The organism is Caballeronia sp. LZ033, from assembly GCF_031451265.1.
GTDB lineage: Bacteria > Pseudomonadota > Gammaproteobacteria > Burkholderiales > Burkholderiaceae > Caballeronia.
This window is the reverse complement of record NZ_JARUXQ010000003.1, coordinates 36,973-55,291: the sequence shown is the minus strand read 5'-3', so window position 1 is coordinate 55,291 and position 18,319 is coordinate 36,973. Positions and strand designations below refer to the sequence as shown.

Sequence of the window (18,319 nt, the reverse complement as noted above, 5' to 3'; positions counted from 1 at the left end):
CACGGCGTCACTGCGAAAGTCCCTTGCACGGGAGACGTCGACGTTTCGTTCGCCGGCGGCGAACCGCATCCAGACACGCGCGGCATCCGTATTGCTCAATGAGAGCATCGATACGGATCCGCCCATGCCCTTCATCGTCACACTCGTCATCGTGGTCGCCGGACTCGTGCTGGTCTTCGCGGCCGCATGGCTCCAGCAACTCCGCACCGAAAACGCCGGCATGGTCGATCCGGTGTGGGCCGCCACGCTCGGCATCGTCGCGCTGTTCATCGCCGCGAGCGCAACAGGTGCGCCACTCAATCGCGCGTGCGTCGCCGTGGGCGGCCTGCTGTGGGGCGGCCGCCTCGCGCTGCACCTGTGGCGCCGCAATCACGGCAAGCCTGAAGACCCGCGCTACCACGCATTCCGCGAACGCTGGGGCAAGCGCGCCGCACGCAACATGTTCTGGTTCTTCCAGTTGCAGGCCGTCATCTCGATGCTGCTCGCGGCCGCGTTCTTCGTGCCCGCCTATGCCGTCGAGCCGGCGAACGCGGGGAACATCGTCGCGGCCATCGCGATCTGGATCGTCGCGGTCACGGGCGAAGCAGTTGCCGACAGGCAGCTAAAGCGTTTCGCCGCCGATCCGGCCCATCGCGGCAAGGTGTGCCAGGAAGGCTTGTGGCGTTACTCGCGTCATCCGAACTACTTCTTCGAATGCGTGCACTGGCTGGCGTACACGGCGCTTTCCATCGGGCTGCCGTGGGCGTGGGTCACGCTCGCTCCGCCTGTGCTGATGGCGTGGCTGCTGCTGAAGGTTTCGGGTATTCCGATTCTCGAAGCACGCCTGGCCGCGACGCGCGACGGCTATCGCGACTACATGCGCACCACGAGCGTGCTGGTGCCGTGGCCGCCGAAACGCGCCTGAAACGCGCCTGACAGAGCCTGACAAGGAGACCCCGACACGATGACCTCCACCGTCCCGGAATCGCGCACGCTTGCCAACGCCATGCCGGCGCTGGATGAAAACTGGATCCTCCGCGCCTGCGAGCGTGGCTGGGTTCCCGATGTGCTGATGCGCGCCGGCATGCGCGCGCTGATGCGCCGCCGTCTCGCCGACGAGCACGCCGACGATGCCGCCCTGCGCGAGCAGGCCTTCGAGCGCTTCGTGGGCGAACTGCGCGCGAGTCCGATCGCCATCGAAACGCAGGCGGCCAACGCACAGCACTACGAGTTGCCGGACGCCTTCTTCGAGGCGCATCTTGGCGCGCGCCTGAAGTACTCGTGCAGCTACTATCCGTGCGGCGATGAAACGCTGCCGCAGGCCGAACAGGCGATGCTCGAGCTCTACGCGGAGCGCGCCCGTCTCGCCGATGGTCAGCGCATTCTCGATCTCGGCTGCGGCTGGGGCGCGCTTGCGCTGTGGATCGCCGAACGCTATCCGCGCGCACAGGTGGTGGCGCTCTCGAACTCGCACGGCCAGCGCGCGTTCATCGAAGCGCGGGCGCGCGAGCGCGGCGTCGGCAACCTGCGGGTGGTGACGGGCAATATCGTCGATTTCGAATTCGACTTCACACGCGGCGCGGACGCACCGTTCGACCGCATCCTGTCGATCGAGATGTTCGAGCACATGAAGAACTACGGGCGCCTGCTCGCCAAGATAGCAGGCTGGCTCAACGCCGACGGGCTGCTGTTCGTCCATCTGTTCGCGCATCGGACGCTTGCCTATCACTTCACGTCGCGCGACGGCAGCGACTGGATGTCGCGCTACTTCTTCACCGGCGGCACGATGCCGTCCGCGTCCCTGCTGCGGCATTTCGACGAGGATCTGCGCGTCACGCAGCAATGGTGGCTGGACGGCACGCACTATGAGCGCACCGCCAACCAGTGGCTCGCCGCCCTCGACGCCGCCCGTTCCCGCATCATGCCGATCCTGCGCGACGCCTATGGCGACGCCGCCGCCGTCTGGTTCCAGCGCTGGCGCATGTTCTACATGGCGGTCGCGGAACTGTTCGGCTACGCGCGCGGCGGCGAATGGGGCGTCGCGCACTATCTGCTCGAAAAACCTGTCGCGGAGGTCAGATCATGAAGCGTGCGCTCATTGTGGCGTTGATCGGAGTGGGCGTCGTCGCGGCCGTGGCCGCGTGCTCCAGTCCGCCGAATCCGAATCCGCGCGCGGATCAGCCGCTCCGCACCGTGCCTGTCGATTTGCCGCGCTACATGGGGCGCTGGTATGTCATCGCGAACATTCCCTACTTCGCCGAGCGCGATTACGTGGGCACGCATGTGGAGTGGTCGCTGCGGCCGGACGGCAAGATCGACGACGTCTTTCATGGTCGAAAGAATGGCTTCGAGGAAAAGGAAACGACGCACCATTTCGTCGACACGGTGAAGCCCGGCAGCAACGGCGGCGAATGGAGCGTGCAGCCGTTCTGGCCGGTGCACGTGACGCAGATGACGCTGTACGTGGACCCGGACTATCGCTACACGATTCTCGGCTATCCGAACAAGAAGCTCGGCTGGATCTTCTCCCGCGAGCCGACCATGAGCGACGACGTCTACCGTTCGCTGCTCGCCCGCCTCGACTCGATGGGCTACGACACCGCGCGCTTCCGGCGCGTGCCGCAATCGCCCGAGCAGATCGGGCAGCCAGGGTTTCAGAGCCCCGGCCAGCGCGACTAGCGCCGGATGCATCCGGACACGAAGCTGCTGCGTATCTTCCGCAAGAGCATTGCGCGCGAGGAGACCCGCAGCATGAAGCCATCGACAGAAGCAGGACAGCGCATCGCGGTGATCGGCGCGGGGATCGCCGGTCTCGCGAGCGCGTACCTGCTGGCGCGTGCGCATCGTGTGACGCTCTTTGAGTCCGCCGACTATCTCGGCGGCCATTCGCATACCGTGGACGTGACGCTCGACGGCGAGCGGCATCCCGTCGATACGGGCTTTCTGGTGTTCAACGACCGCACCTATCCGAATCTCATCGCGCTGTTCGACGAACTGGGGGTCGCCGCGCACCGCACCGAGATGTCGTTTTCCGTGTCGCTCGATGGCGGACGCTTCGAATGGGCCGGCACGAACCTGAACACCGTCTTCGCGCAGCGACGCAATCTGTTCTCGCCGTCGTTCATCGGCATGTTGCGCGACATCCTGCGCTTCAACGCGTCCGCGCCGCGGCATCTGGAGCACGCCAGCGCCAACCGCTGCTCGGTTGGCGAACTGCTCGCCGAACACGGTTACGGCGCGCCGTTCCAGCGCCGCTATCTGTTGCCGATGGCCGCTGCCATCTGGTCGAGCGCCGCCGGCGACGTCCTGCGCTTTCCCGCCGCCACCTTTTTGCGGTTTTGCCTCAATCACGCGCTGTTGCAGGTCAACGACCGGCCGCCATGGAAAACCGTGGCGGGCGGCGCGCGCGACTATGTGCGCCGCATCGCGGCCACGCTCGACGACGTGCGGACGAACACGCCGGTGCGCGGCGTGCGGCGCGATGACGAGGGCGTTGTGGTGATGACAAATGAAGGCGGTCCGGAGCGTTTCGATGCCGTCGTGCTCGCCACGCACGCGCCGACGAGCCTGCGCCTGCTCGACGACGCCTCTGCCGCCGAACGCGCGCTGCTCGGGGCAGTGCGCTACCGGCGCAATGTGGCGATGCTGCATACGGATCCGGCGCTGCTGCCGCGCCGCCGCCGGGTGTGGTCGGCGTGGAATTATCTTGGCGGCGCACGCGCGCAAGACGCCGACGAACACGCCGCGCCGGTCTGCGTCAGCTATCTGCTCAACCAGCTGCAGCCGCTGCCTTTCAAGACGCCGTTGGTCGTCACGCTCAATCCCGTCGATGAACCCGCGCCCGGCACGATGCTCGGCTGCTACGACTACGAACATCCGCTGCTCGACCTCGCGGCCATCGACGCGCAAGCGCATCTCCCGACGCTGCAAGGCACGCGCCGCACGTGGTATGCGGGCGCCTGGACCGGCTATGGCTTCCACGAAGATGGGCTGAAGTCGGCGTTGCGCGTGGCCCGCGACTTCGGCGTGACGCCGGCCTGGGCGCAGCCATGACGACGGCTCGCCTGCTGACAGGCCGCGTGATGCACGAACGGCTGCGCCCCGCGCACCATCGTTTTGACTATCCGGTGTGTTACGTGGAATGCGACGTCGCCGGGCTCGACGCGCTGCAAAGCAGCTGGTTCGGCATCGACCGGACGCGGCTCTTTGCGCTGTTCACACGCGACCATGGTCCGCGCGACGGCAGCAATCTCGAACACTGGATGCGCGCGCGTCTGGCCGACGCCAACATTCCCGCCGATGGCGTCATCCGGCTGCTGACCATTCCGCGCGTGTTGGGCCGTGGCTTCAATCCGGTGAGCTTCTGGTTCTGCCATGATCGGGCGGGCGCGTTGCGCGCGCTCTACGCCGACGTGCGCAATACCTTCGGCGAGCATCGCGGTTATCTGCTGAGCGCGCCGGATCATGCCGTCATCACGGCGGGCACCGAGCTGACGTGCCGCAAGACCCTGCATGTCTCGCCCTTCTGCGACGTCACCGGCGACTACACGTTCCGGGTGCGCCGGCGCGGCGCGCATCTTTCGCTGGCCATCGACTATCGCGACCCGGACGGTCTGCTGATCCGGACCGCACTGGGTCTCGATGCGCGGCCGCTCACCGCCGCGCTGGCGTGGCGCACGCTGTTGCGTCAGCCGTTGCTCGCCGCCGGGGTCATCGTGCGGATTCATTGGCAGGCGCTCAGGCTCTGGCTCAAGCGCGTGCCTTTCCATGGCCGGCATCCGCCGAGTCAAGCCGATCCAAACCATACGAACGAATCCAACAACAAGGTCCGATCATGAATTTGCTGCGGTCATTCTCCGCGCAAACGGCCATGCCGTTCGCCGCACGGTGCTTTATGGGTCTGCTGCGGCGCATTCGCGTCGGTCATCTGGTGCTCGTGACGCCGGACGGCGACCGGTGCGTCTTCGGCGACCCGTTGATGCAGCCTGCCGCGCGACTCTACATTCATGACTGGCGCGCCTGCCGGGCGATCCTGCGCGCGGGCGACATCGGCTTTGCGCAGGCGTATCGCGATGGCTGGCTCGACACGCCGGACCCGTGCGCCGTGCTGCGCCTCGCGCTCCGCAACGAGGCGGCGCTGCAACGCACAGTGGTGGGCGGCGTGCTGGCGCAAGGGTGGAACACGCTGCGGCACCGCCTGCGGCTGAACACGCGCGCCGGCAGCCGGCGCAACATCCACGCGCATTACGATCTCGGCAACGACTTCTACGCGCTCTGGCTCGACCCGACGATGACCTATTCGAGCGCCTGCTTCGAAGGCGACGCGCATCGTTCCCTCGCATCGGCGCAGGAGCGGAAGTATCAGCGCATTATCGAGACACTCGGCTTGCGCGCCGGGATGCAGGTGCTCGAAAGCGGTTGCGGCTGGGGCGGTTTCGCGCGGCACGCGGCGCGCCAGGGCATTCACGTGCATGGCGTAACGATTTCGCCCGCGCAACATGCCTGGGCGCTCGAACAGACCCAGCGCGAGGGTCTGACCGGTCTCGTCGAGTTCGAACTGCGCGACTACCGCGACCTGCACGGCCGCTATGACGCGATTGTCTCCATCGAGATGTTCGAGGCCGTGGGCGAAGCGTATTGGCCGGCCTACTTCCGCATGCTGCGACGCTGCCTGAAACCGGGCGCGCAGGCGCTGGTGCAGTCCATCACCATTGGCGATGCGCACTTTCCCGCGTACCGCGCCTCCAGCGATTTCATCCGCGAGAGCATCTTTCCCGGCGGCATGCTGCCCAGCCCGGAACGCTTCGTTCGCGCCGCGCGACGCGCGAAACTCCACGCACACGCCACACTCTCCTTCGGCCCGGACTACGCGCGCACGTTGCGCCACTGGCGCCGCGCGTTCGAAGCGCGCGCGGACGCGGTGCGCGCGCTGGGCTTCGACGAGGCGTTCATGCGCACCTGGCGCCTCTATCTTGCCTATTGCGAAGCGGGCTTCGACGAAGCCCGCACGGACGTCATGCACTTCGTGGTCTCGCACGGCACGTGACACGCCGCAGCGAGTCTGCTCGAGAGAAAAAACGGGCCCCGCGTGAGCAGGGGCCCAAACTCGAGACCACCTTTGTGTAGCGTGAGCTACGTGAAGTAGCATAAGCAGACCCGCGCCAAGTGCACATTGGCAAATTCCGAAAGCGAGGCTGCCGATGGCGGAAACTTCAGAACGCCGCCGCCCGTGCCGATAAGACACAGAACAAAAATAACCGGCTTCGACGCCGACCGACACGATGACTTCCGATTCCTCCCAAGGCCCGCTCCAGGCCGCTTTCCTGCGTCACGAAGATTCCCTTGCGCCATCCGGACACGCGCTCGGCGAGGACGATCACGCGGTGTACCGCACGCTGCTGGAATCGACCAAGGCGATTCCCTGGAAGATCGACTGGGCGACCATGGCGTTCACCTATATCGGCCCGCAAATCGAGACGCTGCTCGGCTGGGCGCCGTCGACGTGGAAGACGGTCACCGACTGGGCCGAGCGCATGCATCCGGACGACCGTGAAGCCGTCGTCAACTTCTGCGTTGCGCAGTCTCAGGCGGGCACGGATCACGAAGCCGACTACCGCGCGCTCACTCGCGACGGCGGCTATGTCTGGCTGCGCGACGTCGTGCATGTCGTGCGCAAGGAGAATGGCGAGGTGGAAGCGCTGATCGGCTTCATGTTCGACATCAGCGAACGCAAGCGCACCGAGGAAAAGCTTGCGCAGATGCAGGCGGAACTGGAGCGTCTCTCGTTCAGCGACAGTCTCACGGGCGTCGGCAACCGCCGCCGCTTCGACGACGTGATGGCGCGCGAATGGCAAGCGGCCGGGGCGTCGGGCAAGCCGCTGTCGCTGGTGATGATCGACATCGACTTCTTCAAGTCATACAACGATTATTACGGCCACCTGCAAGGCGACGCGTGTCTGCAACGCATCGCGCGCGTGCTCGGCGAGGCGGCGGGTCCGCAGCATTTTCTTGGACGCTTCGGCGGCGAGGAGTTCGCGCTGATTCTCGCGGACACCGACGCCGAAACCGCGATGCGCATCGCCGAGCGCTGCCGCACGATGATCGCCGACGCAGCCATCCCGCACGTGCGCTCGCCGCACAACCAGCAGGTGACGGCGAGCTTTGGCGTTGGCACGGTGCTGCCGGGCGAACGTATCGACGTGCCCACGTTCATCAATCTGACCGACGCGCAGCTGTATCAGGCGAAGGACAATGGTCGCAATCGCATCGCGGCGGTGGATCGCGCCGGCATGCAGGGCGAGGGCTTCAAGGCGCAGTCGCGCTGATTAAGCCGGGTTTCAAACGCGCCCGGCTACCGGAATCGCCGCGCCCGTGATGCATTGCGCATCGCGCGACAACAGGAACGCAATCACCGCGCCGAGTTCGTCGGGCTTCACCCAGCGCGTGAAGTCGGCGTCGGGCATGTCGCGGCGATTGGGCGCGGTATCGATGATCGACGGCAGCAAAGCATTCACCGTGATGCCGCGATCCTTGAGTTCTTCCGAAAGCGCTTCGGTCAGGCGGATCAGCGCCGCCTTCGACGCCGCATACGCGCCCATCCCCGCCCCCGCCTTCAGCGCCGCGAGCGCGCCGATATTGACGATGCGCCCGTGCTCCTGCGCGCTCAGGGCATCGAGCGCGGCCTTCGACGCGTTCAGCGCCGTCTTCACGTTGACATCGAACAGGGTTTGCCAGGTGTCGACGCTGCCGTCCGCGACGGTTTCCCAGCGGAACGCGCCGGCCACGTTCACGAGCGCATGCAGCGCGCCGGTCTGCTGCACGATGCGCTCGATGGCCTCGCGTGCCGACTGCGCATCCGCGAGGTCAATGCCGGTGATGCTGCATGCGTCGGCGAGTTCAGCCGGCAACGGCTGCGCGCTCGCGCTCTTGCCTATCAGCGCGATGCGCGCGCCGCGCCCGGCGAGCACGCGCGCCGTCGCGAGACCGAGGCTGCCGAAGCCGCCCGTGATGGCGACCGTCTTTCCTGCGAGGCTGTCCATGGCGAGTTCGCTCCGTTACACGTGATGAAACGTCACGAGCGGGCTTGCTGCGTCGCCCGCTGGACGGAGAATACCGCCGCCGCCGTGATCACGCCCATGACAAGCACGCCGAACATGCCGATCAGCACGGCCAGCGCGCGTCCGGGACCGGTGGTCGCGACCACGTCGCCATAGCCGATGGTCAACGCCGTCACGCCGCAGAAATACACCGTCTCCCCGAACGACGTTTTCAGGTGCGTGAGGGTATCGATGGGTGCGCCGAGGTAATGCATCGCGACGCAAAGCGCGACGAAGATCAGCAGGAAGGTCGTGAACAGCGAACGCAGATGCCAGAGCGCGCGCATGAATTCGATCGTCACGCGATGCGAATTGATCGTCTCTGACTTCAGAAGTTTCGTTATGCCGTTCATGGGGAGACCTGCACGATATGCGCGCGAGGCTCCCATCCTACTCGTGGACCGCATGTGTCCGTAAGACCCGTGCCTGCTTATTCAGACATAGCTGATTGAGTCTCTCCGGCAGCTTTCGCTTGCGTGTCGCTTCGCGTGATGCCGGCAAGCAACCACACCGCTGCCGCAACAATCAGCGCGCAGGCGCCGGCCACGCCGAGCGCAGCGGAGAACCCGCTCGCGAAACTCTCGCGCGCAATATGCACGACCATGGCCCCGGCCGTGCCGCCCAGGCTCGCGCCCGCGTGCGCAAGATCGCCCGCCAGCAGACGCGAGAGGAACGTGTCGTCGAGAACGGTGCGGGCATCGGCGAGCGCGAACGCGTGGGCATCGAGCGCGGCGTGCGTGCGCGTCGCCAGCACGGCGCCCAGCACGCCCACCGAGGTGACGATGGCGGTAAAGCGCGTCGTCGTGCTGATGCCCGACGCCATGCCGGTCCGGTTCGGCGGCACGCACGCCATGATCGCCTTCTGGGTATCGCCGTTGAGCACGCCCGCGCCGAGGCCGGTCACGATCATGCCGACCGCGATCAGCGCATAACTCGACAGGCCGGCGAACAGCGCTGTCAGCAGGTTGCCTGCGCCGATGGTCGCGAGGCCGAGCGACAGCAGCGTCATCGAGGGCACACGCCGGCTGAGCGCCGCGCCGATGTGCGGCCCGATCACCATGGCAATCGCAAACGGCAGCATGCCGATGCCCGCGCGCACCGCCGGCAGCCCGAACGCGTTTTGCAGATAGAGCGGCAGGAAGGTCATCATCACCTGCGCGCAGGCGGCGTAACCCGCCATCGCGAGCACGGCGGCGACGAAGCGCGGCTGGCGGAACAGCGTCAGGTCGATCATCGCGTGAGCGCGGGTGCGCTGCACGCGGACGAAGAGGACGAACAGCACCGCGCAGGCGGCGAGGCGGGATTCGGTGCGCCAGTCGGCCCAGCCGTCCGCTTGCGCGTCGATCAGCGCCCAGATGCCGAGCGCCAGCGCGGCGGCGAACAGCGCGCTTCCCGCCAGATCGAGCGGCCCGGCGTGCGGGTTGCGCGACTCGCGGATACCGCGCCACGCGCAGGCCGCCAGCACCGCGCAGATCGGCAGGTTCATCAGGAAAATCCAGCGCCACCCCGCCCATTGCGTGATGCCGCCGCCGACGAGCGGTGCAATCGTCGGCGACACGCCCATGCAGGTGCCCCACACGGCCCAGGCGCGGGCGCGCGCCGCGCCTTCGTGGAACGTGTTGGCGATGATCGCGAGCGCCGAGGTCAGCAGCATCGCGGCGCCCACGCCCTTCGCCGCGCGGGCGAGATTCAGCGCCGCCGCCGAGGGCGCGAGCCCGCAGCCAAGCGACGCGAGCATGAAGACGCCCAGCCCGGCAATCAGCATGGTCTTGCGGCCGACGCGGTCGGCCAGCGCGCCGGCCGGCAGCAGGCAGGCGGCGAACGCGACCATATAGGCGCTCACGACCCATTCGATGTCGGCGAAACCGGCGTGGAAATCGCGCGCAATGGAAGGCAGCGCCACCGCGACGACGTTGGTATCGAGCGTAATGAGCGCACAGGTCGCCGATGCGGTCAGCAGGACGAAACGGGGATCACGGATCGTGTCGGACATGGACGGTGCAGTGAGGCCAGATTCCCGACGATGCTAAAGGCGGCAGTGTTTCCTGTCATTGACATAGAATCTCGACTTAATTACTGAATTGTTGAATAGAAACATGGCTGTCGAATTGCGTCACGTGCGCTGTTTCCTGAGTGTTGCCCGGCATCTGCACTTTGCGCGCGCCGCCGAGGAACTCGGCATCGCGCCGCCCGCGCTCACCAAGCAGATCCAGGAAGCCGAGCGCCTGCTCGGCGCGAGGCTGTTTCACCGCACCAAGCGTTCGGTCGCGCTGACGGCCGCCGGCGAGGCTTATCTCGGCGAAGCCGAGAGTGCGCTGGCGCATCTCGCGCGCGGCGCCGAACGGGCCGCGCTCGCGGAACGCGGCGAACTGGGGCGGATCGTCGTCGGGTACGTGGGCTCGGCCGTCTACGCAGGCGTGCTGCCCGCCGCCGTGCGCGGGTTTCGCGAGCGCTTTCCGCTCGTGGAGATCGGCATCGAGGAGATCGTCATGCGCGAGGCGGGCGCGCTGCTGCTCGAAGGACGCATCGACGTCGCCTATGTGCGCCCGCCCGTGCCCTGGCCCGAAGGCGTGGATCTGCGCACGGTGCATCGCGATACCTTCCTCGTCGCCCTGCCCGCCGATTCACCGCTCGCCGCCTTTTCCGTCATTGCGCCCGCGCAGCTGAAGGATCAGTCGTTCGTCGTGCCGGAACAGGAGTCCGGCACGCTCGACGTGGCGCGGCGCGGACGCTTCACGGCACGCGTCGTCGCCCAGCCGGGTACGCTCGCGGCCGTGCTCGCGCACGTGTCGCTCGGCGGCGACGTCGCGGTCGTGCCGCGCTCGCTGGCGCAATGCATGGTGGTGCCGGGTGTCGAGTATCGGGAGATCGCGGGCAAGCCGGTACCTTCCGAAGTCGCGATGATGTACAGGCGCTTTGAACGGGCGCCCGCCGTCAAGGCGTATCTGGACTTCACCGCTCAGCCGTAGCGGCTTGCTTCAGATGCGCGGCATGAGGTCGTCGAACGCCTGTTGGTAGGCTCGCGCGAGGGTCGCCGCGTGTTGGGCGAGGGCCTCGCGGTCGGACTTCAGGGCTTCCAGCATCGCGTCGCACAGGTCTTCGACAGGCTCGACGCCCACGTTGGCTTCGTCCCACGCGGACGCGTACGCGCGCTGCTTTTCGGCTTCTCCGTGACGGATGTTCATGCGCGGCAAGCCATACGCCATCGCGATGATGCGGCCATGCAGGCTGCTGCCCGCGTAGCCTTCGCTCAGCGCGATCAGCGCGCAGATATCCCACACATCCAGCGACGCGAAGATTTTCACCGTCCGGTAGTTCATATGGCGCACGGTCCGCTCATAGACCGCGAGATCGTCGTGCCAAGGCGCCGCGCCCGCGCGGAACAACACGATGCCCCTGCCGCACGCCTCGGCCAGCCGGTCCAGTTGCCGGGCGATGCGGGCCAGCGTGGCGTCGTCGCCGAAATCCGCGCTGAACTGCGCGGTGAGATAACCCTGCGGCAACGCGCCCCGCAGCGCGGCCACCTCGCCGCGCTTCGCGTGCGCCTGAATGCGCTCGTCAAACAGCGCCGCGAGCAACGAAACCGGATCCGGAATGAGGCGCGCCTCGATGCCCGCCTGGCGCAAGGCGGCTTGCGTCTGCGCGTCGCGCACGGCGAGCGCATCGGCGCTGCGGAGCTTGTCGAGCACTTCAACGCGCAGGGCGGGCGCGAGCGCATCGAGCTTCACGCCGCCGACTGCATTGCAGACGATCGACGCGGCGTGCGGAAACGTCTCGCGCCCGACCACGTAGGGCGCGCAAGCGTCGATGCCGAGCATGGAGCGCACCCACGCGCGACGCTCGTCGTCCCGCGCTTCGAAGCGCGCGATGCAGCGCTGCGTGTCGCCCGCCTCCGTCAGCATGACGGCGGCCTGCCAGGCGTCGCAGGTGAGCAGCTCGCCGCCGGCGTGAATCACGGTCACGGGCTCGTCGCGCCAGCGCGCGGCTACCTCGGCGAGCGCCGTCACGCTGTGACCGCCGCAGTCACGCAGATCGCGCTGTGCGAGTCCGGCGAACACGAGTTCCATCGCGGGCATGCGCTGCGTCAGCAGCCGCGCGACGACATGGGCGAACAGCATGTCGCCGGCGTTGTGACGATCGAAGGCGCCGAACAGAATGGCTCGTTTCATGGTCCTGTCGATGGGAGCATCCCGGATGCCAGGCGCTCACGTACGCCTAACTCTCGACACGCACACTGCCCTCACACGTTGCATGACAGAGGGAATCATGAAGATCGAACCGACAGCCGTCGCCGCGGGATCCTTGCTCGCCGAACCGTCGAATCGCGAAGTCCAGCCCGATGAAACGACGCGCGACACTTTCCCTCCGGCGGATGCGATGCGCTACGAAGACCTGCTGCCCTGGCTGCTCCTGCCGATGGCCGGTGCATACTGAAGCGCTCGCTTCATACACGATGGCGCTGCCTGCCGACTCCCCCACGAACACCGTCGCGCACGAATGACGCAAAAAGCCAGGCGGAGCGTCTCACCGACGCCCCGCCTGGCTTTTCTCATTCGCCCGCTCCAGCCGGCGTCAGCTCGTCACGCGCGTGATCCCGCCGCTCGACAACAGCCGGACCCGTTCTCCGGCATAGAACGTCTGGCCATCGGCCGCCTGCGTGATCGCGCGCAGCTCGCCGTTATCCAGACGCACGGTGATTTCCAGCCCCTTCTCCTGTTGCACGCGGTTCTCGACCTTGTCGCCCGCGACCGCGCCCGCAATGCCGCCGATCACGCCCGCCAGCAGCGACCCGTGCCCTTCGCCGATCGCGCTGCCCGCCACCGCGCCGAGCGCGCCGCCGCCGAGCGCGCCGAGCAAGCCCGTGTGGCCATCGTTATTGTCGATGGTCACGCCGCGCACGCTTTCCACGGTCGCCATCCGCACTGTCTGTTCGCGCTGGGTCTGCATGCTGTCGTAGATATCGGCGGAACTGCCCATCGAGGCGCAACCGCTCATCCCCACGGTGCACACCAGCGCCATTGCACACACTGCGATAGTCGACTTGTTCATTTCTCACTCCTCACTCAGGCAATGTCTTGTTGGGATCGGCCCGTGTCGTGAAGCCCCGGTGCCATGGAAGATATCCTAAGGACGCTGAATGAGTTGCAAATGAGGCCACGCGCCGCGCTTGACCTGCTTGATTGAAGCGCTTATACAGGACACTCATTGCCCGCGACCGGAGTCTTTAATGAAAAGAACCGCGATTCCCCTCGTGCTTTGCGCAGCGGCCCTCGCCGCCTGCTCCACCGACAGCGCCGCGCCGCCGCCGCCCGGCACCGTCACCACCACCTTCTCCTCCGGCGGCGTCTACAAGGGCTCGCTGGCGGGCAGCACCGCCGAGGCCACGCTCCTGATGCTCTTCGACGGCACCGCGTATCTTTTCTACGGCGGCGCGGGCGGCACGGGTCTCGCCGGCGTCGCGGTGGCCGCGCACGGCACCCAGACCAGCGACGGACGTTTCACCAGTTCCTCCGCGTTCGACTATCGGCTGGGCACGCAGGCGGCGTCGCCCGTCACTTTCAACGCGGATTTCGCGCATGCGCCCTCGGTCAACGGCAACGTAGTGAACCGTGACGGCAGCGCAAGCCTTGTCTACGCGGCACGCGCCATACCGATCCTCGATGTCGCCCCGACCCGCGCCAACGCGGGCGGCCTCTACAGCGGACGCGGCATGTCGCTCGGCGGAGCGACGCAGACCCGCATCACCGTCGCCGGCGACGGCTATCTCGCCGGCACGACCACCAGCGGCTGCATCTTCCGAGGCACGACCGCACCCCATGAGGGCGCGAATGCCTATGACGTCTCGGTGACCTTCGGCCCCGCGCCCTGCCCGTTGCCGGACGCCACCGTGACCGGCAATGCGATTCTCGACGGCGCGCGGCTGCTGGTCGCGTTGCCGAGCCCGGACCGCTCGGACGTGTTTCTCTTCGACGGCCGGAAATAGAGGCCGCAGGCGTCGCTCACCGTTCGAACGAGCGATGGGTTTCAGCAGTGAGTTTCACCGCAGGCAGCGTCGTGGCGTTCGCGTCCAGTTGCTTCCAGGCTGCGCGCTCCGGCGAGAGTAGTCGTGATGTTCAAGGCACCATCCAAAAGCTGTTTTCGCTTTGCATGGATCCGGCCGATGGCGCAGGACGCCGAAGCCGGTCGACAACATCCAGGAGACAACCCGATGAACGCAACGCTCAAGCTCGTGCCGTCCGCCGTCGCCGCCCTGTTCGCCTGCCTGCCGCTCGCGCACGCGGCGCAGGACAACGTCAATGCGCTGTCCAATTTCCGTCAGACCGGCACGTCGGCGCCGGCGGAAACCATTCCCCAGTCCGGCCAGACCGCCGACGCGCTGCGCAAGAACCTCGAACAGATCAAGCTGCCGCCCGGCTTCAAGATCGAGCTGTACGCGGTGGTGCCGGAAGCGCGCGCGATGGCGATCGAGCCGTCGACGGGCGTTGTGTTCGTCGGCACGCGCAAGAACCGCGTGTGGCAGGTCACTGACCGGACGCATCAGCGCGTGGCCAGCGATGTCGCCCAGTTCGCGTCATCGGTGACGTTCAAGGTGCCCAACGGCGTGTGTTTCTCGCCCGACGGCGTGCTTTACGTGGTCGAGCAGAACCGGGTGCTTGGCTTTCCCGCGGCGCAGTTCTTCGGCGAAGGCGGACCGGACGTCGCGGCGGCGGTGGTCGTCCCGCAAGGCAAGCTCATCCCGACGCAGTTCGAAAGCTTCAATCACGGCGCCCGCTACTGCCGCGTGGGCCCTGACAAGAAGCTGTACATCGCGCTCGGCCAGCCGTGGAACGTGCCGCCGAAGGACAAGCTCGCCGACCTCGACCGCAACGGACTGGCCGGCATCATCCGCCTGGATCAGGACGGCAAGAACCGCGAAACCTATGCGCATGGCGTGCGGAATTCGGTCGGTCTCGACTTCAACCCGAAGGACAAGACGCTCTGGTTCACGGACAACCAGGTCGATGGCATGGGCGACGACATTCCGCCCGGCGAACTCAATCACGCGACCAAGGCGGGCGAAACCTTCGGTTTCCCGTGGTATGGCGGCGGCAAGGTCCGCACGGTGGAGTACAAGGATCAGAATCCGCCGGCGGGCGTCGTGTTTCCGCAGGTCGAGTTCGCGGCGCATGCCGCCGACCTCGGCATGTCGTTCTACAACGGCAAGATGTTCCCGCAGAAGTACCAGGGCGGCATCTTCGATGCCGAGCACGGTTCGTGGAACCGCACCAAGCCGATCGGCGCGCGCATCATGTTCGTTCCGATCAAGGACGACGGCACGGCGGGCGAGGCGGAAGTCTTCGCGGAAGGCTGGCTCACGCCGAGCGGCGAGTACATGGGCCGTCCGGTCGACGTGCAAACGCTGCAGGACGGCTCGCTGCTCGTGTCGGACGACTATGCGGGCGCGATCTACCGCATCTCCTACACGGGTGCGAAGTGAACCGGGCGCCGAGGGCCGCGTTGCTGGCAGGCGTACTGATGGCGCTTTCGCATCCGTCGTTCGCCGCCGGCGACATCAAGGCGGGACGCGCGAAGGCGGCGCAGTGCGCGGCGTGCCATGGGATCGACGGCATGTCGAAGCTTCCCGAGGCGCCGAACCTCGCGGGCCAGACCGAGGAATATCTCGTGAAGGCGCTCAATGACTTTCGGTCAGGCGAGCGCAAGAACGAGATGATGACGATGATGGCCAAGCCCTTGTCCGACGCGGACGTGGCCAATCTCGCGGCCTATTACCACAGTCTCGGAAAGCCCTGACGGCCGCTTCCGCCGAAATTTTTCTCGCTTGGGGGTTGACGTGAGTACTTAAGGGTTTATACTTACCCCTGTCTCCTCCATGTCTCAACCGATGTGGATTCAAGCCCGCTCACTGAAGCGGGCTTTTTTTTCGCCTGCTTTGGCCTGCGCGTCGGGGGCCTCGTACATCGCCTCGGCGCTGTGATCCAGTTCCACGCGATCCCCTCGCGAAACACTCATTCCGCAAAATCGAACGATTTGACATATTGAGATAGTTAAGCATTTCATGGTTTCAGGGATGAGATGTACGCCGGACGGTCAAGAGCAATGATATCGATCGTTCGGTAATTCGAAAATCGAGTCTCGTATTTCCCGATCGAACTCCACATTTGCGCATACGCCGTTCAACGCACGCTGAAACTCCGCTTGCGGAAGAAAAAGTTCCGTCTTTATGCTTGTCATGCGCGTGACAGACACTTCTGCTTGCGCAAAACGTCTTGCCGCATAAGCCGTAAATACGGTGACCACAAGTCATGTCGGCATGTAATTCACTCTCGGCATTGCTCTGGAGTTTTGGAAACCAATGAAGAACCTGCTTCCTCAAATCATAAAAGCTGCATCGCTATTCGGTCTGATTACGCTCAATCTGACTGCCAGTGGCAGCGTACCCGTGTTGAATGTCGAGAACGATCCCTGGTTTTACGGCGGCGGGGCATTCGATAATCTGTCTGCTTATAGTGGCGTGCCCGCTGTCACCAATAATTATTCGTGGACGTCCGCGGACAATTCGAAAACCATCAGCTACGCGATGACGACCGGTCATCAGCTTGTTACGGTGGCAGGCAAGACCAACAACATTTCAGCGGCCATGGCGTATCGCGCCTATACGCAGTCCGGCCCAAGCATTCCCGCCAATCGCCCAGTGACGTTTGTTTATAATGGCGGCCCCGGCAGTGCCTTTGCTTATCTTCAGTCAGCGTATGCGCCTCAAGCACCGGTTCTGACCATGCCGAATCAGAGCACCGGTCCTTTTTCGGTGGCAAATAACTGGTACGACAACAACCCGAACAGCATCATCAATGACACGGATCTGGTATTCATCGACCCAGTAGGAACCACCTATTCGACAGCCATTGCGCCTGCACAAAATCAGAATTTCTGGAATTCCGATGTCGACGGCAGATCCATCGCGGCATTTATCAGCTCTTATCTGACTGCGACCGGCAGAACGAATGCACCGGTTTATCTGATGGGGGAATCATACGGAACAGCTCGCTCCGCGATTACCGCGAACATTCTCGTGAATCAGTACCCTCAGATCGATCTGAAAGGTGTTGTACTTCTCAGTGCCATTCTGAGTGGAACGAACGCTCTCTTCTCCATGACCGGCATGCTTCCGACCCTCGCGGCCGACGCCTATGCCAATAACAGGGTCAACTGGTCGGCACTCGGGGTCAATCCCGCATCGCCACCCTCGCTTACGGATTATCTCGCTCAAGTCGAGGCCTATGCGAATTCAACGATTCTGCCATTCGAAACGGCGACTCGTCTGCCGCAGGTTCTCTCGTACTTTTATTCTCTGCTTGGCGTCGATCTGGGCGTGATTAATTGGGTAAACCTTACCACCGCCCAGCAATCCCTGCTCGCCAACATGACTTCCGGCGCTTTTTCGACGAACGGCGTTCTGAATACGGCGGAGCTTGCGAATCAGATCGTCGCATTGCAAAACAAGGCGCCAGTCAATGTGGCTGGAGCCATCTCTGACTATCAAAATCTGATTGCCCAGCTCAACCTCGCTCATTCGACGCGTACGAATCTCACGTATCCCGATAACATCAAGTCCAGTGTCGCAGCGTATGCGGGAATCGACCCGTCGATGGTCTCATCAACATCCAGCGCCAGGAGCGCTGTGACGGGTTCCGCGTATCACAATAGTCTCGGTCAGGTCGTGTATCTCGGCCAGTACGATGGCCGCGTCACGTCGACAACGGCACCTGATCAGACCCAATTTGGCAACGACGATCCGACCATTCGGATGATCGACCCAATCGTCAGCTGGAGTTGGTCCAACCTCAATACGCTGGGCGGATACAACCCGAACGCGCTTAATACCACAAGCCTTTCGAACAGCGCCATCTTTCCTCTGTGGGATTGGACCCATGTACAGCCTGATAGTCAGATCACCTATTCCGAGGAGACTTCCGATGCCATCAAGGATCTCCGCTCCGCAATGACGATCAAGCCGAATCTCCGTGTGTATCAGGGGAATGGCTATTTCGATTCAGTCACGCCCTTTTACTCCACCACGCTGACGTATGCGCAGAACTTCGCCGATGCCCAAGGTCAGGCGCTTCTGCAACGAGTAACGTTCCACAATTTCGCTTCCGGACACATGCTTTATTCGACGCCTTCCGTTGGAACCGCGATGAAGGCGCAACTCGACGCGTTCTATTCCGCAAACTGATTTCCATGAA

Annotated in this window: 18 protein-coding genes; 13 read left to right on the top strand and 5 right to left on the bottom strand. The window is 64.9% G+C overall.

Translation table 11 applies throughout. The features are described from left to right. The first annotated feature begins 124 nt into the window (after nt 1-124). The 7 genes from QCE62_RS21555 to QCE62_RS21525 all read left to right on the top strand — a co-directional run bounded on the left by QCE62_RS21555 (nt 125) and on the right by QCE62_RS21525 (nt 7,304). Entirely contained in the window at nt 125-904 is a 780-nt protein-coding gene (locus tag QCE62_RS21555) for a DUF1295 domain-containing protein (RefSeq protein ID WP_309923024.1), read from the top strand. A 39-nt stretch (nt 905-943) separates the two neighbouring features. After that, complete coding sequence (locus QCE62_RS21550; RefSeq protein WP_309923023.1) at nt 944-2,065, top strand: cyclopropane-fatty-acyl-phospholipid synthase family protein; 1,122 nt, start codon at nt 944-946, stop codon at nt 2,063-2,065. Beyond that, a complete protein-coding gene (locus QCE62_RS21545; RefSeq protein ID WP_309923021.1) occupies nt 2,062-2,658 on the top strand; it encodes a lipocalin family protein in 597 nt (198 codons plus the stop codon). Before QCE62_RS21550 ends, QCE62_RS21545 begins: the two co-directional genes overlap by 4 nt. A 72-nt stretch (nt 2,659-2,730) precedes the next feature. Beyond that, nucleotides 2,731-4,032 carry an FAD-dependent oxidoreductase gene (locus QCE62_RS21540; protein WP_309923019.1) on the top strand — a complete coding sequence of 434 codons (1,302 nt, stop codon included), beginning with the start codon at nt 2,731-2,733 and terminating at the stop codon, nt 4,030-4,032. Beyond that, complete coding sequence (locus QCE62_RS21535; RefSeq protein WP_309923017.1) at nt 4,029-4,817, top strand: DUF1365 domain-containing protein; 789 nt, start codon at nt 4,029-4,031, stop codon at nt 4,815-4,817. The genes QCE62_RS21540 and QCE62_RS21535 overlap by 4 nt, the downstream gene beginning before the upstream one ends. After that, on the top strand, nt 4,814-6,025 hold the full coding sequence (locus tag QCE62_RS21530) for a cyclopropane-fatty-acyl-phospholipid synthase family protein (RefSeq protein WP_309923014.1): 1,212 nt from the start codon (nt 4,814-4,816) through the stop codon (nt 6,023-6,025). The genes QCE62_RS21535 and QCE62_RS21530 overlap by 4 nt, the downstream gene beginning before the upstream one ends. A 235-nt stretch (nt 6,026-6,260) precedes the next feature. Beyond that, nucleotides 6,261-7,304: a sensor domain-containing diguanylate cyclase gene (locus tag QCE62_RS21525; RefSeq protein WP_309923012.1), complete on the top strand. Its 1,044-nt coding sequence runs from the start codon at nt 6,261-6,263 to the stop codon at nt 7,302-7,304. Between the two features lie 12 nt (nt 7,305-7,316). On the opposite strand, the gene QCE62_RS21520 is transcribed toward QCE62_RS21525, so the two are convergent. From QCE62_RS21520 to QCE62_RS21510, 3 genes are all read right to left on the bottom strand, one after another. Continuing rightward, nucleotides 7,317-8,018 (bottom strand): SDR family NAD(P)-dependent oxidoreductase, encoded by a 702-nt coding sequence (locus tag QCE62_RS21520; RefSeq protein ID WP_309923009.1) that lies wholly within the window; start codon nt 8,016-8,018, stop codon nt 7,317-7,319. 32 nt (nt 8,019-8,050) lie between these two features. Beyond that, nucleotides 8,051-8,428: a potassium channel family protein gene (locus QCE62_RS21515; RefSeq protein WP_309923007.1), complete on the bottom strand. Its 378-nt coding sequence runs from the start codon at nt 8,426-8,428 to the stop codon at nt 8,051-8,053. A 77-nt stretch (nt 8,429-8,505) separates the two neighbouring features. Continuing rightward, nucleotides 8,506-10,068, bottom strand: a complete 1,563-nt coding sequence (locus tag QCE62_RS21510; protein WP_309923005.1) for an MFS transporter — start codon at nt 10,066-10,068, stop codon at nt 8,506-8,508. 103 nt (nt 10,069-10,171) lie between these two features. Here QCE62_RS21510 and QCE62_RS21505 point away from each other — a divergent pair, with 103 nt between their 5' ends. Beyond that, nucleotides 10,172-11,044: a LysR family transcriptional regulator gene (locus QCE62_RS21505; protein WP_309932912.1), complete on the top strand. Its 873-nt coding sequence runs from the start codon at nt 10,172-10,174 to the stop codon at nt 11,042-11,044. Between the two features lie 9 nt (nt 11,045-11,053). Here QCE62_RS21505 and QCE62_RS21500 read toward each other — a convergent pair whose 3' ends face one another. Further along, on the bottom strand, nt 11,054-12,244 hold the full coding sequence (locus QCE62_RS21500; protein ID WP_309923001.1) for a polysaccharide pyruvyl transferase family protein: 1,191 nt from the start codon (nt 12,242-12,244) through the stop codon (nt 11,054-11,056). A 97-nt stretch (nt 12,245-12,341) separates the two neighbouring features. Between QCE62_RS21500 and QCE62_RS21495 the strand changes: the two genes are divergently transcribed. Continuing rightward, nucleotides 12,342-12,509: a hypothetical protein gene (locus QCE62_RS21495; protein ID WP_309922999.1), complete on the top strand. Its 168-nt coding sequence runs from the start codon at nt 12,342-12,344 to the stop codon at nt 12,507-12,509. A gap of 138 nt (nt 12,510-12,647) precedes the next feature. Here QCE62_RS21495 and QCE62_RS21490 read toward each other — a convergent pair whose 3' ends face one another. Beyond that, nucleotides 12,648-13,124 (bottom strand): glycine zipper 2TM domain-containing protein, encoded by a 477-nt coding sequence (locus QCE62_RS21490; protein ID WP_309922997.1) that lies wholly within the window; start codon nt 13,122-13,124, stop codon nt 12,648-12,650. 178 nt (nt 13,125-13,302) lie between these two features. Here QCE62_RS21490 and QCE62_RS21485 point away from each other — a divergent pair, with 178 nt between their 5' ends. From QCE62_RS21485 to QCE62_RS21470, 4 genes are all read left to right on the top strand, one after another. Further along, nucleotides 13,303-14,058 (top strand): hypothetical protein, encoded by a 756-nt coding sequence (locus QCE62_RS21485; protein WP_309922995.1) that lies wholly within the window; start codon nt 13,303-13,305, stop codon nt 14,056-14,058. A 225-nt stretch (nt 14,059-14,283) separates the two neighbouring features. Continuing rightward, complete coding sequence (locus QCE62_RS21480) at nt 14,284-15,552, top strand: PQQ-dependent sugar dehydrogenase (RefSeq protein ID WP_309922994.1); 1,269 nt, start codon at nt 14,284-14,286, stop codon at nt 15,550-15,552. Nucleotides 15,553-15,590: 38 nt separating this feature from the next. Beyond that, a complete protein-coding gene (locus tag QCE62_RS21475; RefSeq protein ID WP_309925246.1) occupies nt 15,591-15,866 on the top strand; it encodes a cytochrome c in 276 nt (91 codons plus the stop codon). Nucleotides 15,867-16,428: 562 nt separating this feature from the next. Beyond that, the gene (locus QCE62_RS21470) at nt 16,429-18,309 is read left to right on the top strand and encodes a hypothetical protein (RefSeq protein ID WP_309922992.1); all 1,881 of its coding nucleotides are present in this window, start codon (nt 16,429-16,431) and stop codon (nt 18,307-18,309) included. Nucleotides 18,310-18,319 lie beyond the last annotated feature (10 nt).